This is a genomic window from Nocardia sp. NPDC060249 (genome assembly GCF_042728755.1).
Taxonomy (GTDB): Bacteria; Actinomycetota; Actinomycetes; order Mycobacteriales; family Mycobacteriaceae; genus Nocardia.
Genome location: NZ_JBHXAQ010000007.1, coordinates 262,886 through 278,455, shown reverse-complemented (window position 1 = coordinate 278,455; position 15,570 = coordinate 262,886). Strand labels below are relative to the sequence as shown.

The 15,570-nt window shown below is 66.6% G+C and carries 15 protein-coding genes; 11 read left to right on the top strand and 4 right to left on the bottom strand.

Features of this window, described 5'->3' with window-relative positions; all coding sequences use genetic code 11:
• Nucleotides 1-69: 69 nt before the first annotated feature.
• From ACFWFP_RS24680 to ACFWFP_RS24665, 4 genes are all read left to right on the top strand, one after another.
• Nucleotides 70-942, top strand: a complete 873-nt coding sequence (locus ACFWFP_RS24680; RefSeq protein WP_266293923.1) for a 3-hydroxybutyryl-CoA dehydrogenase — start codon at nt 70-72, stop codon at nt 940-942.
• A 291-nt stretch (nt 943-1,233) separates the two neighbouring features.
• Nucleotides 1,234-3,558 carry a 5-methyltetrahydropteroyltriglutamate--homocysteine S-methyltransferase gene (metE, locus tag ACFWFP_RS24675; RefSeq protein WP_379298712.1) on the top strand — a complete coding sequence of 775 codons (2,325 nt, stop codon included), beginning with the start codon at nt 1,234-1,236 and terminating at the stop codon, nt 3,556-3,558.
• 390 nt (nt 3,559-3,948) lie between these two features.
• On the top strand, nt 3,949-4,425 hold the full coding sequence (locus tag ACFWFP_RS24670) for an excisionase family DNA-binding protein (protein WP_379298710.1): 477 nt from the start codon (nt 3,949-3,951) through the stop codon (nt 4,423-4,425).
• Complete coding sequence (locus ACFWFP_RS24665; protein WP_379298708.1) at nt 4,425-4,889, top strand: PIN domain-containing protein; 465 nt, start codon at nt 4,425-4,427, stop codon at nt 4,887-4,889. The genes ACFWFP_RS24670 and ACFWFP_RS24665 overlap by 1 nt, the downstream gene beginning before the upstream one ends.
• A 42-nt stretch (nt 4,890-4,931) precedes the next feature.
• On the opposite strand, the gene ACFWFP_RS24660 is transcribed toward ACFWFP_RS24665, so the two are convergent.
• Both ACFWFP_RS24660 and ACFWFP_RS24655 read right to left on the bottom strand, forming a co-directional pair.
• On the bottom strand, nt 4,932-6,266 hold the full coding sequence (locus ACFWFP_RS24660; protein WP_379298706.1) for a DUF1254 domain-containing protein: 1,335 nt from the start codon (nt 6,264-6,266) through the stop codon (nt 4,932-4,934).
• A gap of 131 nt (nt 6,267-6,397) precedes the next feature.
• On the bottom strand, nt 6,398-6,937 hold the full coding sequence (locus ACFWFP_RS24655) for a TetR/AcrR family transcriptional regulator (RefSeq protein WP_379298704.1): 540 nt from the start codon (nt 6,935-6,937) through the stop codon (nt 6,398-6,400).
• Between the two features lie 96 nt (nt 6,938-7,033).
• Here ACFWFP_RS24655 and ACFWFP_RS24650 point away from each other — a divergent pair, with 96 nt between their 5' ends.
• The gene (locus ACFWFP_RS24650) at nt 7,034-8,317 is read left to right on the top strand and encodes a hypothetical protein (RefSeq protein WP_379298702.1); all 1,284 of its coding nucleotides are present in this window, start codon (nt 7,034-7,036) and stop codon (nt 8,315-8,317) included.
• Nucleotides 8,318-8,333: 16 nt separating this feature from the next.
• On the opposite strand, the gene ACFWFP_RS24645 is transcribed toward ACFWFP_RS24650, so the two are convergent.
• The gene (locus tag ACFWFP_RS24645; protein ID WP_379298700.1) at nt 8,334-9,404 is read right to left on the bottom strand and encodes a S1C family serine protease; all 1,071 of its coding nucleotides are present in this window, start codon (nt 9,402-9,404) and stop codon (nt 8,334-8,336) included.
• Nucleotides 9,405-9,522: 118 nt separating this feature from the next.
• Here ACFWFP_RS24645 and ACFWFP_RS24640 point away from each other — a divergent pair, with 118 nt between their 5' ends.
• From ACFWFP_RS24640 to ACFWFP_RS24615, 6 genes are all read left to right on the top strand, one after another.
• Nucleotides 9,523-10,575 (top strand): NAD(P)-dependent alcohol dehydrogenase, encoded by a 1,053-nt coding sequence (locus tag ACFWFP_RS24640; RefSeq protein WP_379298698.1) that lies wholly within the window; start codon nt 9,523-9,525, stop codon nt 10,573-10,575.
• Nucleotides 10,576-10,626: 51 nt separating this feature from the next.
• A complete protein-coding gene (locus ACFWFP_RS24635) occupies nt 10,627-11,817 on the top strand; it encodes an AI-2E family transporter (RefSeq protein WP_379298696.1) in 1,191 nt (396 codons plus the stop codon).
• Between the two features lie 7 nt (nt 11,818-11,824).
• Nucleotides 11,825-12,556 (top strand): ZIP family metal transporter, encoded by a 732-nt coding sequence (locus ACFWFP_RS24630; RefSeq protein WP_379298694.1) that lies wholly within the window; start codon nt 11,825-11,827, stop codon nt 12,554-12,556.
• Between the two features lie 126 nt (nt 12,557-12,682).
• Nucleotides 12,683-13,528 carry a polyphosphate kinase 2 family protein gene (locus ACFWFP_RS24625; protein ID WP_379298692.1) on the top strand — a complete coding sequence of 282 codons (846 nt, stop codon included), beginning with the start codon at nt 12,683-12,685 and terminating at the stop codon, nt 13,526-13,528.
• A 92-nt stretch (nt 13,529-13,620) separates the two neighbouring features.
• Nucleotides 13,621-14,382, top strand: a complete 762-nt coding sequence (locus ACFWFP_RS24620) for a DsbA family protein (RefSeq protein ID WP_379298690.1) — start codon at nt 13,621-13,623, stop codon at nt 14,380-14,382.
• Entirely contained in the window at nt 14,382-14,945 is a 564-nt protein-coding gene (locus ACFWFP_RS24615; RefSeq protein WP_379298917.1) for a vitamin K epoxide reductase family protein, read from the top strand. Before ACFWFP_RS24620 ends, ACFWFP_RS24615 begins: the two co-directional genes overlap by 1 nt.
• Here the strand turns inward: ACFWFP_RS24615 and ACFWFP_RS24610 are convergent.
• Nucleotides 14,931-15,554: a class I SAM-dependent methyltransferase gene (locus ACFWFP_RS24610; protein ID WP_379298688.1), complete on the bottom strand. Its 624-nt coding sequence runs from the start codon at nt 15,552-15,554 to the stop codon at nt 14,931-14,933. The two genes, ACFWFP_RS24615 and ACFWFP_RS24610, sit on opposite strands and share 15 nt — an antisense overlap.
• Between the last annotated feature and the right edge of the window lie 16 nt (nt 15,555-15,570).

Genomic DNA, 15,570 nt, shown 5'->3' with positions numbered 1-15,570 from the left:
CATCCCTATACTTTGGTCGCTATGACCTCCCCAGCCACCCCACAGCCAGACACACAGCAGGAGCGGGACGTGAGCAGCAGCGAGAAGATTCAGCGCGTTGGCATCATCGGCGCCGGACAGATGGGCGCCGGCATCGCGGAGGTGTGCGCACGCGCGCACGTCGACGTCCTCGTCTACGAGACCACCCGTGAACTCGCCGCTGCGGGCCGCGCCCGGATCCTGCGTTCGCTGGACCGTGGCGTGAGCAGCGGCAAGATCACCGAGCGCGAGCGGGAGCAGGCGGCCTGGCGGCTGCGCTTCACCTCCGATCTCAGCGACTTCGCCGACCGTCAGCTGGTGGTCGAGGCCGTTGTCGAGAACGAAGAGGTCAAGACGGCCATCTTCAGCGAGCTGGACAAGGTCGTCACCGACCCCAACGCCGTGCTCGCCTCCAACACCTCCTCGATCCCGATCATGAAGATCGCCGTCGCCACCGCGAACCCCGAGCGCGTGGTCGGTCTGCACTTCTTCAACCCGGTGCCGGTGCTGCCGCTGGTCGAGCTGGTCACCACGCTCAAGACCAGCGAGCCGGTCGCCAAGCGCGCCGAGCAGTTCGCCGCCGAGATCCTCGGCAAGCAGATCGTGCGCTCGGCGGACCGCTCCGGTTTCGTCGTCAACGCGCTGCTGGTGCCCTACCTGCTCTCGGCCATCCGGATGGTCGAGTCGGGCTTCGCCACCAAGGACGACGTCGACAAGGCGATGGTGCTCGGCTGTGCCCACCCGATGGGCCCGCTGGCGCTGACCGACCTCGTCGGCCTCGACACCGTGAAGTCCATCGCGGACTCGATGTACTCCGAGTTCAAGGAGCCGCTCTACTCGGCTCCGCCGCTGCTGATGCGCATGGTCGAAGCCGGGCTGCTCGGCAAGAAGACCGGAGCCGGGTTCTACCAGTACGGCAAATAGGAGTTTGCTCACCGGAGGGCTGTGTTTATTGGAGCGCTGGCGCGCTCGAGCGGGGCCCTTCGGGCCCCTGATCTTCCCTCCCTCCGGGTACTCCTTCGTCGCACCCTCCGGTCAGTCCAGATCAGGGCGGGCCCCTAGAAAGACTTACAAGAGGCGCTCAGGTGCTCGGGGTTTGCGGGGGGAGCGGCGCGGGGGCGTTCTTGCGGCTTAAGCTGCTGTAGCCGGACGCGCTCGCGTGCCCGGTGCTATGTCTCGAGCGCAGCGTGTGATCGAAAGGGAGTATCGGCGGTCATGGTCAACGTCACCGATGGATTCGGGTCGAGCGTTCTCGGATACCCGAGGATCGGTCCGCACCGAGAGCTCAAGCGTGCGCTCGAGGCGTACTGGCGCGGATCGATGGAGCGCGAGGAACTGCGCGCGGTAGGTCGCGATATCCAGGAGCGTCAGTTCAACGAGCTGGCCGCGACCGGACTCACGCAGGTGCCGGGCAACACCTTCTCCTTCTACGATCACATCCTCGACAACGCGCTGCTGTTCGGTGCGGTGCCCTCGCGATTCAAGGAGTTCGAGGCCGGGCTCGACCCGCTCGATTTCTACTTCCTGATGGCGCGCGGCAACCCGGACACCCCGCCGCTCGAGCTGGTGCGTTTCTTCGGCACCAACTACCACTACCGTCAGCCCGAACTCGACGCCGACACCACGTTCTCGCTGCATCCGCAGGCCCTGCTCGACGAGTGGGACCGCGCGGCCGCGCGCGGGATCGAGCTACGTCCGGTGGTGCTGGGCCCGGTGTCGCTGCTGCTGCTGTCGAAGGCCGGACATGTGCCGGGCGAGACCGAGTTCGACACGTTGAGCCTGCTCGATCAGCTGCTGCCGTTCTACGAAGAGCTGTTCGAGATCCTCGCCAAGCGCGGGTCGACCTGCGTGCAGCTCGACGAACCCTGCTTCACCGGTGAGCGCACGCCCGCCGAGCTGGCCGCGTTCGAAAAGGCTTACCACCAGCTGGCGAAGGCGCCGCTGCGTCCGCGCATCCTGGTCACCGGGCAGTACGGCGACTTCGGCGAGGCGCTGCGGATTCTGGCCGCGAGCAATGTCGAGGCCATCGGACTCGATCTGGCCTCCTACCGGATGCAACCGGAAGAACTGGCGGCGATCCCGGGGATCCGGCGCAAGCGGATCTACGCGGGTGTCATCAGCGGCCAGAATGTGTGGCGGGCCGACCGTTTCGTCACACTGAGCTACCTCAACTCGATCGCCGAGGTGTGCCCGGATCTGGTGGTGTCGACCGGCACCACGCTGCTGCACGTGCCCTATGACGTGCTCGCCGAATACGACATCGAAGGCAATGTCGCCGACCGGCTCGCCTTCGCGAAACAGAAGGTGGGCGAGGTCGTCTCGCTGGCCAAGGCGCTCACCGAGGGCCCGTCGGAGAACTGGCGCAAGCGGCCGACCGAGGTGCACTTCAAGCAGAAGCACGCGGTGCGTCAGCGGGTGTACGCGGTGACGCCCGAGATGCGCGAACGCGCGCCCTACGACGTCCGTGCGGCCGCGCAACAGGAGCGGCTGAACCTGCCGCTGGTGCCCGCCACCACGCTCGGTTCGTTCCCGCAGAGCGGCAAGCTGCGCCAAGCCCGCCACGAGGTGGCCTCGGGCCGGCTGTCCGACGACGACTACCGCAAGCAGGTCGAGGCCGAGATCGAGGCCACGATCCGGCTCCAGGAAGACATCGGCCTCGATGTGTTCGTGCACGGTGAGCACGAACGCAACGACATGATCCAGTTCTTCGCCGAGCAGCTCGACGGTTTCGCCACCACCCGCTTCGGCTGGGTGCAGGTGTACGGCTCGCGCTGTGTGCGACCGCCGATCGTCTACGGCGATGTGGCACGGCCCGCACCGATGTCGGTGGAGTGGACCACCTACGCGCAGTCGCTGACCGACAAGCCGGTGAAGGGCATGGTCACCGGGCCGGTCACCATGCTGGCGCGTTCGTTCGTCCGCCAGGATCAGCCGCTCTACGAGACGGCCGACCAGGTGGCGCTCGCCATCCGGGACGAAGTGGTCGACCTGGAGAAGGCCGGGATCGCGATCATCCAGGTCGACGAACCCGCCATCCGCGAGCTGCTCCCCGCCCGCCCCCACGGCCGCGAGGAGTACCTGCGCTGGGCGGTCGGCGCGTTCAAGCTGGCCACCTCCGGCGTGCGCCCCGACACCCAGATCCACACGCACATCGGCTATTCCGGTCGCACCGAGGTGGTCGACGCGATCGATCAGCTCGACGCCGACGTCACCGCGATCGTGGCGACCCGCTCGATCGAATGGGTCATCGAGGCGCTCACCGAAGACCTGTCCACCGGCCACGGCCTCACCCACGGCGTCGGCCCCGGTGTCTACGAGAGCCGCTCGGCCCGCATCCCCGATATCGACGAGTTCGACGAGCTGCTCACCCAAGCCGCGAATGCCGTGACCCCACAACGATTGTGGGCCAACCCCGACGGCGGGCTCAAGACTCGCCACTACTGGCAGCTGGAGCCGTCGTTGCGCAACATGGTGGCCGCTGCCCGCCGGGTCCGGCGTCGTGCGTTGGCCGCGCAGGCGGCGGCCGCGACCGCGGAGTAAACGCACAAGACAAAGGGGCGCACCGAGTTTCGGTGCGCCCCTTTGTTGCCGGATGTCGGCAACCCCGCTATCCAATTCTTCGGCAATTTGGGGACGGTTGTGCAGATGCAGGCGGCCAACGCAATCGCCTCTGCCTGGGGTGGTCATCTCTATGACATCGGGCATCTGAGTGCCGGCGAGTTCTACGGTGCTGCTGAGGGGCGACCGTTTCGCAAGCTATCGACGCCGTTGTGTTCGAGCCGCCATCCCAGCAGCGCTCCAGACGAGGCTGAAGTGCTCGAGCGCGCTCGTCGAGGTCAGGATCAGTAGCGCCCAGCGCATTGCCCGCCGGAGGGTTGATTTCGAATTATTCGAAAATATGGCACAATCGTGGGGTCCCTAGGAGGCGTGATGACCGCGACGTTGAACGAACGCACGCTCTTGCCGGAGCATCCGGATCAGCTTGTCGCAGTCCGGAGGTTCTTGGACGCGACAGTCGGTGTCGATGAAGCGACGATCCTGCGTTCCGCGGCGGGGGAGGTGGTGGCGCTGCCTGCTGAGATCTTCGAGGGGCTTCGTCTGGTCGCGCTCGCCTTGTCCGAGGGAAAGGCGGTAACAGTCGCACCGCTGCACACCACGCTGACCACTCAGGAAGCCGCAGAGTTGCTCGGCATGAGCAGACCCACCTTCGTCAAGTTGCTGGATGCGGGCAGTATTCCGTTCACCCGACCAGGCCGACATCGTCGTGTCCGCCTGGCGGATGTACTGAACTTTCGCGAGATCCGACGAGCCGAGCGGGCAACAGGTCTGTCGGAACTGACCCGAATCTCGGAAGACCTAGATCTCTACGACGACACCCCCGCGGAGCCGCTGAAGCGACACGACTGATGCAACGGGTCTTCCTCGATACCTGTGTCCTGTATCCGGCTCACCTGCGTGACACGATGCTCCGGCTCGCGGAGGCAGATCTGATCCAGCCGTTGTGGTCGGAGGACATACTCGCCGAACTCCGCCGGAATCTCTGCGACAGGCAGAAGAACGACGAGCCGACCGCGGCCAAGGTTGATCGGCTTATCAGCACACTGAACGACTTCTTTCCCGACTCGATGGTCGATGGGTATCAACCGCTGGTCGACCGCATGGAGAATCATCCCAAGGATCGGCATGTGCTCGCAGCCGCGCTGCAAGGCGATGCGGACGTGCTGTTGACGTTCAATCTCAAGGATTTCGAAGTCAGGCCGATCGGCGAGGGGTTCCCGGAGTTGCTACATCCGGATGCCTTCCTGCTCGATGTACTCGACCGCTCCGGACTGCCGGGCTTCGCTGCTGAGGTCCGTCGCCACCTCGACTGACTCGGACTGTTCGATCAGTCGGGATGCCGGCTGGTGTCGGGGTCAGATTCTGGTGATCGGGGGGAGGGTGTAGGTCTGGTCGAGGATGGGGGGTTGTGGTTGGTACATGCGTAGGCAGGGGCGGAAGTCACTGGGCGGGGCGGGGAGCCAGTTTGCGCGGGCCTTGGGGTCGGCGGGCTCGGTGTGGCTGATGGTGATCGTGAGGGCGCCGTTGTCGTCGTAGACGAGGCCGGGGGTGCGGTCGCCGATCGAGTAGCGGTCGATCGGGTTGGCGCACAGGTAGAAGTCGGGGGTCGTGTACATGGTGACCGACCAGAAGGCGTCGACCGGTGGGGTGGGGTCGAGGCGCAGGGTGTAGGTGTTCGCGCCGGTCAACTGCCTACCGGTGCTGTCGGTGTAGATCATCGCGTAGGCGGCCTCGTAGGCGTGGTTGCCCCAGAGTCCGGCCTTGGCGGCCACGGCGCGAGCGATGATCCGCTGGGTCGGGTCGGTAATCGTGAAGTTGTCGTCGTCGCGCGTGCCGACCTCGAAGAAGTCGATGTTGTAGTCGAAGAGATGCAGGGTGAGCTGCCAGCCGTTGTCCCCGGCGCCCGCCCCGCTCTTTATCGCGTTGCCCAGTTCTTCCTGGCCCTCGCCCAATCCGGCGCGCAGCGCGGATGCTAGGTCCGGGTCGAGGGTGAGGTAGGGCGAGGCGCCCGCTGTCGTCAGACCGATCCGCGCGAACGATTCCTGGAGCGCGAGATCGCGCTTCGCGGGCGGAAAGGCCTGCGACCAGACGCGGACCTTCTCGAGGAACATCAGATCCGGGGCGAGGGTCGGATCCGGCGCCGGAAGTCCCGTCGGCTGTGCGGCTCGGTCGGCGGCTGTCAACGTCAGTGCGTCCTGCAGGGCGTGCACCGCGGGGAGGTCGTCCTCGCCGGCGCAGGCCCATCGGCCGGCGATCACGCCGACAGCGGTGGGGAAATGGATAACCGTCGCGTCGTCGGGGGCGGTACCGGTCCAGCCCGGTGGTACGAGCAGGTAGTCGCCCGCGCGGTTTCCGGTGGCCCGGGTGCCGACGTAGGCGAAGTTGTCGGTCCAGGCGTCGATGAACTGCATGACGTAGTACCGATCGCCGGCATCGGGCACATGGAAGGTCACTGGGCCGACTGAAAGGTCGATCAGGGCGACCGAGTACACGGTGTCGTTGTTGATCGAGACGAAGGTCGCCGAGGCGTCGGCGAGCGTGCGGGCATGGGCGAAGTCGTTGAACGTCGTCGCGGGGATGTCGCCGATGCCCTCGTGGAGCAATCGCTCGATCGAATCGAGGTTGAAGACCAGGGGGAATCCGTACAGATAGGCCTTGGCGGTCAATTCAGGGACGGTCTGATCCGGCATGTGCGCTCCTCGTCCTGGCGTCCGCGTCGCGCGCGACCGTTGTCGGACCGCGCGGCACCAGCATCCACCGATGCTCGATCAGCGCACATCGCCCGGACCGGGTGAGATCGCCGCGAGGGTGGTCGAGCGACTCAGCCGCGGATCAGGGCCCGGGCGCCCGCGGTGAGCTCGGCCGCGGAGGGGGCGTTGTCCGGGTCGATCAGCCATTGCAGGAGCAGGCCGCCGATCATCGTCTGCAGGATCGCGCCGACATTGCTGTCGCCGTCGCCGAAGGCCTCGGTCAGGCCGTGGCGGGCTCGTCCCTGCGCGTCGGCGAGTTCGGCGCGCAGCTCGGGCGAGTGCAGTGCCTGGTTCAGGCATTCGGCGTTGGCGTGCCACAGCGGCGCGTTCTCGACGAACGAGGTGATCAGGCTGTGCCAGAACGCTTCGAGGCGGGCGGTGGGGTCGGTCGGGTCGGCGGCGGGCAGGGCGTCGAGGATCTGCGTCACCGCGGTGGCGCTGGATTCCAGCATCGCCTGTTGGAGCAGCTTGTCGCGGGTGCCGAAGTGGTAGTTGATAGCCGCGAGGTTGGTGCCCGAGGCGGCGACGATGTCGCGCACGGTGGTGCGTGCGTAGCCGCGTTCGGCCAGGCATCGCTTGGCGGCTTCCAGGAGATCTTCGCGCGTTCCCACTCGCGCACGATAGCAAGTCGCGCATACGTCTGTTTGTGACATCGGTTTCAAACAAACGTCAGTGACAAGTGTATGAAACAGATGTATGTTTCGACTATGACCTCTCGGCGACGTATCTCCCCGTTCGAATCCAGCTATTTCGGCATCGGCACGACCATCGGCAGCGTGCCGACCGGCGGGATGCCACTGTTTCTCGGCACCACCGTGCACGGCGAGCTGGATCCCGCGATCCTGCGGACGGTGCTCGACGAGCTGGCCGCGGCGCATCCGCTGCTGCGCAGCCGGGTGGTGACCGAGGACGGGGTGGGCTATTTCGTCCGCGACGACGAGTTCCGGCCTCGGCTGGACCTGATCGAAGGTGGGGAGGCCGAATATCTGGCGCTGGTGAACGGGCCGCGGGACTGGAGCGGCGGGCTGTTTCGCGCGTACCTGCTGCGGGCGGGTCTGCGCCAGCAGATCGTGTTGGTCATCCATCACGGAATATCCGATGGCAGATCAGGATTCGCGCTGCTCGGGCAGATGTGGCGGCACTACACGGCATACGTGACGGGTGCTGCTGTGCCGGAGGTGAATTCGGACCAGACGATTCCCGAGGCCATGGATACCCGCTTGGCCGAAGTGGTTTCGGTCGCGTCAGCCGACGCGTGGTTGGCCGAGGTCAGGGCGGGCGCGGCGACGATGGGCCCCGAGAACGCGCCAAGGACACTGCCCCGCGACGGTACCGGCACCGACCGGCTCGGCCGCTTCGCGATGCAGCGCATCGAACTGACCGCCGAGGAGACCGCCGAACTGGTGACAGCGGCGCGCTCCCACAACCTTTCGGTGAACAGTGTGCTCACCGGTACGGTGCTGGCCGCCATCAGAACTCGGTTCCCCGAATCGGGCAGCGTGCCGATGTTCTGCGGCTACGCGGCCGACGTCCGCGCGGAATTCGACCCCCCGGTACCCGTCGAGACGATCGTCAACTACGCCTCGGGTGGGGCCACACTGGTTGTGGCCACCGGCGACAACACCCAGCTCGAACTCGCTCGGGCGGTCGACACCGGTCTGCGCGCCGGCCTCGACCGCCGCGAACCCGCCGTGTTCCCCCTCGCCGCCCAGCTCGTGAACGACGACGTCACCGCGGCCCTGCTCACCGCGCCGCCCACCTTCGCCCTCTCCAATATCGGCCGCGTACCACCCCATTCGATCCCCGACCACATCGCGTTCGTCCGCGACGATGTCTACGCCATGGGCCCCGCCATGCCCCCGAAACTCACCGCCTTCACCATCGCGGGCCGCCTCACCCTCCAACTCGAATACGACACCGCCCGCTACAGCCGCCCCCAGATGGAAAAGCTCCGCCTCACTCTCGTCGAACTTCTGCAGACCCTCGAGTGACGGCGTCCTGAGCGGGTCAGTTGGGTGTTCCGTGGGCCAGTACTACGTCGACGGTTCGAATGGTGCCGTCGGGGGAGGTGACCTCGAGCCGGATCGAGTCGGCGGGCTTGCGGGTGTTGATGGCCGCGCTCAGGGCCTTGGCGGTGGTGATCGAGGTGCCGTCGACCGCGGTGATCACGTCGCCGATGGTGATCCCGGCGTCGCGGGCGGGTTGGCCGTAGAAGGCCCAGCTCACCTGGGCCCCGGCCGGTCTGGCATCGATCACCTGCACGCCGAGGGTGGCGGTCGGGCCGATGTGGACGGTGTCGGTGGGCGTTCCCGAACGGATCTGCGCCACGATCCGCATGGCGGTGTCGATGGGGACCGCGTAACCGTTGGCCGGTTTTCCCTGGGCTCGGGAATCCTCGCCCGAGGCCGCCGTGATCACCCCGACCACCGCCCCGGACGCGTCGGCCAGCGCGCCGCCGGACTGCCCGCCCATCACCGGTGCGGCGACCTCCACCATCCCGTTCAATGCCTTGCGGGTGAGGTCGGCGGAGTTCATGGCGACGATCGTGGCGTCCAGATCGGTGATCGGACCAGCGACCGAGGTCGGCTCGCCGCCGTCGCCACCCGCGTCGCCGATCGCCAGCACGTCCTGGCTGATCCGCAGGTCAGCCGAGGTGCCAAGGCGCGCGGTCGGCAGGTCCGCGGCCCCGCCCAGCGACAGCAGCGCGATATCGGCGCCGGAGTCGTAGCCGAGGACGGTGGCCTCGTAGACGAGACCGTTGGCGATATCGGTGACGGTCAGCGCCTCGGCGCCCTTGATCACGTGATGGCTGGTCAAAATCTGCCCGTCGGCGGTGAGCACGATCCCCGACCCGGCCGCCCCGATCCCGAAACCGGCCGCGTCGACATCGATATTGACCAGCGCCGATTCGACCTGTTCGGCGACCAGCGCGGGATCCAGCGGCACCAGCACGGGAGCCTGTGCTTGCGCCACGAACTCCGGCTCGACCAGGGCGAACTCCCCGCGATACCCGAGCAACGCGCACACCCCGAGCAGCGCCGCCATCATCGTCACCAGCACTCGTCCGACACGCTTCACAGCACATGTCCTCTCTCGCGAGCCGACCTTTCCATTGTCACCCGTTTTCGGCGTTCGCCGGTCTCGATCCGGACGCGGTGGTTGGCAAAGACACGCATGCGGCTGTAGGCATGTAGCCATGAGCACCGCTGCCGCCTACGCCAAGCCCTCTTCCGACGGGGCCTTCGAGAAGGTCACGATCGAACGCCGCGAAGTCGGTCCCGATGATGTGCTGATCGATATCAAATACGCCGGTATCTGCCATTCCGATATCCACACCGCGCGTGACGAGTGGGGTGGCGCGCAGTATCCGTGCGTGCCCGGTCACGAGATCGCGGGCATCGTCGCCGCCGTCGGCTCGTCGGTGCGCAAGTACCAGGTGGGCGACCGGGTCGGCGTCGGCTGCCTGGTGAACTCGTGCGGCAAGTGCGTGCCGTGCCTGGCAGGTGAGGAGCAGTACTGCACCAACGGCCCCACCTGGACCTACAACTCCCGCGTGCCCGAATCCGCGCAGCCCGGCGGCTACACGATGGGCGGCTACTCCACCCAGATCGTGGTCGACGAGAGCTTCGTCGTCTCGATTCCCGAGGGCATCGGCCTCGATGTCGCCGCGCCGCTGCTGTGCGCGGGCATCACGCTGTTCTCACCGCTGAAGCACTGGAACGCGGGACCGGGCAAGAAGGTCGCGATCATCGGGATGGGCGGGCTCGGGCACGTCGGCGTGAAGATCGCCTCGGCGCTGGGCGCGGAGGTCACGGTGCTCAGCCAGTCGCTGCGCAAGCGTGACGACGGCCTGCGCATGGGCGCCGAGCACTACTACGCCACCAGCGACAAGGAAACCTTCCGCCAGCTGCGCGGCCAGTTCGACCTGATCATCAACACCGTGTCGGCCGACCTGCCCATCGACAGCTACCTGCGCCTGCTCGCCCTCGACGGCACGCTCGTCATCCTCGGCCTGCCGGAGCACCCGATGAGCGTCACCGGGCGCAACCTCGCCGGTTTCCGCCGGTCGCTGGCAGGTTCGATGATCGGTGGCGTCGCCCAGACTCAGGAGATGCTGAACTTCTGTGCCTCGCACGGAATCGGCGCGGAGATCGAACTGATCTCCGCCGACGAGATCGACTCCGCGTACGACCGCGTGGTCGCCAGCGATGTGCAGTACCGGTTCGTGATCGACACGGCCACCGTGTAAGGCGAGCGCGCCGACGGGCTGTCGGCGCACGCCCTGGGTACCGTGACATTCGTGGTTGCCGAGGACGAATCCGCTGAACCCGCCGCGCAGTCCGTCGATGTGAGCGCCCTGCCCGCCTTCTGGTCGGTACGGACACCGCCGCGCTGGCTGCCGCGAGCACTGCTGTACGCCGTGCTCGCGGTAGCCGGGTTGATCGCGGCGTTCTGGGTGCTCGGCAAGATGCAGGGCCTGCTCACGGTGCTGCTGGTGTCGATCTTCCTGGCGTTCGCGATCGAGCCCGCGGTGAATTGGCTTGCGGCGCGCGGTGTTCGGCGCGGGGCCGGCACCGGCGCGGTGTTCCTGGTGGTGCTGGTGGTGATCGTCGCGTTCGTGTGGACGCTGGGCGCGCTGCTGGTCAACCAGGTGACCATGCTCGTGACGAATGCCCCCGACTACGTCCAGGACCTCGTCAACTGGGTCAATTCGACTTTCCATCAAGATCTTTCGGGCGACGACCTGACCAAATACGCCTCGGAGTGGAGTTCCACGATCGAGAAGTACCTGGTCGGTCTGGCCGGAAACGTCTGGGGCATCGGCACGGTCGCGATCGGCGCGCTGTTCCAGCTGCTCGGGGTGCTGCTGTTCACGTTCTACTTCGCGGCCGACGGACCGCGTTTCCGCACCTGGGTGTGTTCGCTGCTGCCGCCGAAACAGCAGAAGCATGTGTTGCGGGCCTGGGACATCGCGGTCGAGAAGACCGGCGGCTACATCTATTCGCGCGCACTGCTCGCCCTGTGCTCGGCGATCGCGCACTACGTCGCGTTGCGGGTGCTCGATGTGCCGTCGGCGTTCGCGCTGGCGTTGTGGGTCGGCGTTGTCTCCCAGTTCATCCCGACTGTCGGCACCTATATGGCCGGCGCGCTTCCGGTGCTCGTGGCGCTGGTGCACGATCCGATCACGGCGCTGTGGATTCTGTTGTTCATCATCGCCTATCAGCAGTTCGAGAACTATGTTCTGCAGCCGCGCATCACCGCGACCACCCTGGACATGCATCCGGCGGTGGCCTTCGGGGCGGTGATCGCGGGCGCCGCGTTACTCGGGCCGACCGGCGCCCTGCTCGCCATCCCCGTCACCGCCACACTGCAAGGTTTCGCGGGCGCTTACGTGCGGCGCTACGAAGTCACCGAAGAGGCCGAGGCGCCACCGGCGAAGAAGAAGAAACGCAAGAAAGCCGAGCCCGAAGCCGCATCCACCGACGAATAGGCAGCGCATGGCGATCCTGTTGTCCCTGGTGTCGATGTTGTCGACGCTGTTCGGCGGTTTCGTCGCCATGCGGATCGGCGACCGCAAGCACCTGGTTCTCGGGCTCGCCGCCGGGGTGATGTTCGGGGTGGTCGCGTTCGACCTGATCCCCGAGGCGCTGGAACAGTCCGACGGCATGTTCCGGGGCATCCCGTACGTGTTGATCGCCGCGGTGCTCGGCTTCCTCAGCCTGCACGTGATCGAGCGCGCGGTCGCTGTCCATCGCGGCCACGAGCAGGAATTCGGTACGCACAAGCACGGTTTCGAGTCGGTCGGCCTGCTCGCGGCGGGCGGCTTGATCTTCCACAGCACGCTGGACGGTTTCGGTATCGGCCTCGGCTATCAAGCGGGCGCGGCGGTCGGGATGTCGGTGGCGATCGCCGTCATCTGCCACGACTTCGCCGACGGCTTCAACACTTTCACCATCCCCACCGTCTACGGCAACGCCCGCAAACGCGCCCTCACCCTGCTGGCCCTCGACGCCATCGCACCCGTAGTCGGCGCCATCCTGGGCACCCTGATCCACGTGCCCGAAAACTGGATCGGCCTCTACATGGGCTACTTCGCCGGCTTCCTCCTCTACCTCGCCACCGCCGACATCCTCCCCGAGGCCCACGCGGGCCACCCCTCCCGGCTGACCCTGCTGTGCACCCTGTCCGGCGTAGCCGCCATGTTCGCCGTAGCCGCCCTCAGCCACTGACCACCGCGGTGCGGGCAACAACCCCGTGCATGTGCACATTGCCGATCCGGTGGGCGTGCAGTGCTGGCAGGCAACGATTCGTCGAGCTTGCTCGGTAAACCCAGCCTTTAGTGGTAGGCATGGGAAATGGCGAAACAGTGGACCGAGACGGCCGATATCGCGCTGCGCGCCGACGGTCAGCGCGTCGCTGATCTCGACACCTCGAGTACGCCGGGCTTCAGCGGCGGCAAGCGACTGGGCAAGGAACTGCTCGCCGAACGGGCCACGGTGCTCTCGGTCTTGCAGGAGAAGCTGTTCGCGCACGGTCGCACCGGTGGGCAGCGCAGCGTGCTGCTGATCTTGCAGGGCATGGACACCGCGGGCAAGGGTGGCATCGTGCGGCACGTCATCGGTTCGGTGGACCCGCAGGGCGTCGATCACGCGTCGTTCGGCGTGCCCACCGAGCTGGAGAAGCAGCACGATTTCCTGTGGCGCATCCGCAACAAACTGCCCGCCCACGGTCAGATCGGCGTCTTCGACCGCTCCCACTACGAGGACGTGCTGGTGGTGCGGGTGCACAACCTCGTGCCGCAGGCGGAGTGGGAGCAGCGCTACGACCAGATCAACGCGTTCGAGAAGGAGATCGCCGACGCGGGCACCACCATCGTCAAGGTCGCCATGTTCGTCTCCCTCGACGAGCAGAAGAGCCGGCTGCGCGAACGGCTGGAGCGCCCGGACAAATACTGGAAGTTCAACCCCTCCGACATCACCGAACGCGCCTACTGGCCCGAATATCAGAAGGCGTACCAGGCCGTTCTCGACCGCACCAACACCGACTACGCGCCCTGGCACGTGCTGCCGTCGGACCACAAGTGGTACGCGCGCCTCGCGATCACCGAATTGCTGATCGGCGCGCTGGCCCAAATGGAACTCGACTGGCCGCCCGCCGACTTCGATATCGCCGAGCAGTTGCGTCGACTCGACGAGTCCTGAATGCGAGTAAGACGAGCATTGCGGAAACTCTCAGGTTCGGCCCGCATGATGTTCCCGGTGGGGAGCCAACGAGCGAAAGGCGTGTGACGACGGTGAGCACGGGCAAGAGTCCCTCGGGCAAGAATCCGCTGGCGGCGGCCGAGGCGGCCGACAAGAAGCGCAAGATCGCGATCCAGGTCGGCGTCGCCGCCGTCCTGGTCGCGCTGGTCGCGGCCATCGGCATCGGCATCGCGGTGAACAAGTCCGATTCCGACAAGGAATCGTCGACGACCTCCGCAGCACAGCTGCCCGCGACGGGTGGGGCGGTCACCGAGACCGGCACGGTCGTGATCGGCAACCCCGATGCCAAGGTCAAGGTGCGCGTGGTCGCCGACCTGCAGTGCCCGGCCTGCAAGCAGTTCGAGGCCGCCAACGGGGAGACGCTGGCCAAGGCCGCCGCCGACGGCACCGCCGCCGTCGAGTACCAGATCATCTCGTTCCTCGACAAGGCCTCGACCAACCAGTACTCCTCGCGTGCGGCCAACGCGTCGTTCTGCGTGGCGAAGTCCGACACCACCAAGTACCAGTCCTGGTTGCAGACCATGTTCGAGAAGCAGCCCGCCGAGGGCGGTGCCGGCCTGAGCAACGACGAGCTCATCCAGATCGCCACCGACGCGGGCTACACCGATCCGGCCGTGGCGACCTGCATCAACGACAAGCCGTACAACGACTACATCCAGCAGGTCACCCAGGCCACGCTGCAGAGCGGCGTGAAGTCGACGCCGTCGGTGTACATCAACGGCCAGCTGAACCAGACCGACGCGATCTTCACCGAGAACGGCCTGGCCCCCGTGATCGCTGACGCGGCGAAGTGATCACCGCCCCCGCCCGCTCGGCCTGGCTGCTACTGATCGCCGGGCTGGCGGGCTGGCTGGCCTCGTTCACGCTCACCGTCGAACGGTTCAAGCTGTTCGTCGACCCGAACTACGTGACCTCGTGCAGCATCAACTCGGTGCTGTCGTGCGGGTCGATCATGAAGACCGACCAGGCCGCGGTCTTCGGCTTCCCCAACCCGCTGATCGGTGTCGTCGGGTTCTCGGTGGTGGTGACCCTCGCCGTGCTGTCGGTGGTCGGCGTCGGCTTCCCGCGCTGGATCTGGGGCGGGCTGTGGATCGGCACCGTGCTCGGCATCGCCGGGCTGTGCTGGCTGATCTTCCAGAGCCTGTACCGGATCAACGCGCTGTGCCCGTACTGCATGGTGGTGTGGGTGGCGGTGCCGGTGCTGTTCGCGGTGACCACACAGGAGCTGTGGGGCCGTTCGCGTGGGGCGATGGGAATCCTCGCCGAATGGCGCTGGACCCTGGTCGTGGTGTTCTACGCGGTGGTGCTGCTGCTGGTGTTCCTGAAGTTCCAGGACTACTGGCTAAGCCTGGTCTGACACCGGCTTGGTGGCGTCCACGTATTGCATGAAGCGGTGGATGCGCTGGTCGATGTCGGTCAGGCCCGCGCGGTCGAACAGCTTCGGGAAGATGTCGCGATCGAACAGGCGCAGGCCGCTCAGGCTCGCGGCCACGCTGCTCGCCGAGCCGAAGAAATTGTCCTCGGCATAGCTGGTGCTGATCGCGATTCGGCCGCCGGGGGCGAGCACGCGGATCATCTCGCGCGTAGCCACCAGCGGGTCGGGGATCAGGTAGAGGGCGCCGAAACAGCAGACGGCGTCGAAGGTTCCGTCGGCGAACGGCAGGGTGCGCGCGTCGCCGCGGACGTAGCCGACGCGCGGGCTGGCGTTGTCGGTGGCGGCCTTGGCCAGCATTGGCGCCGAGTAGTCCAGGCCCGTGACGAACCCGCCCTTGGTCAGGTACTCGCTGAGGTAGCCGGTGAAATTGCCTGGGCCGCACGCCACATCGAGCACCTTCATGGCGCCGCTCAGGCGCAGGGCACCGACCGCGTCGCGGCGGTCGGTGCCGGTGGTCCGGCCGCTGGCGAGGTAGAACAGCGTGGGTCGCCACGCGTGCTCGTACACCGCCGCCAGCGCCGGGGCGTTCATCGTTCTGCGAGCTAGA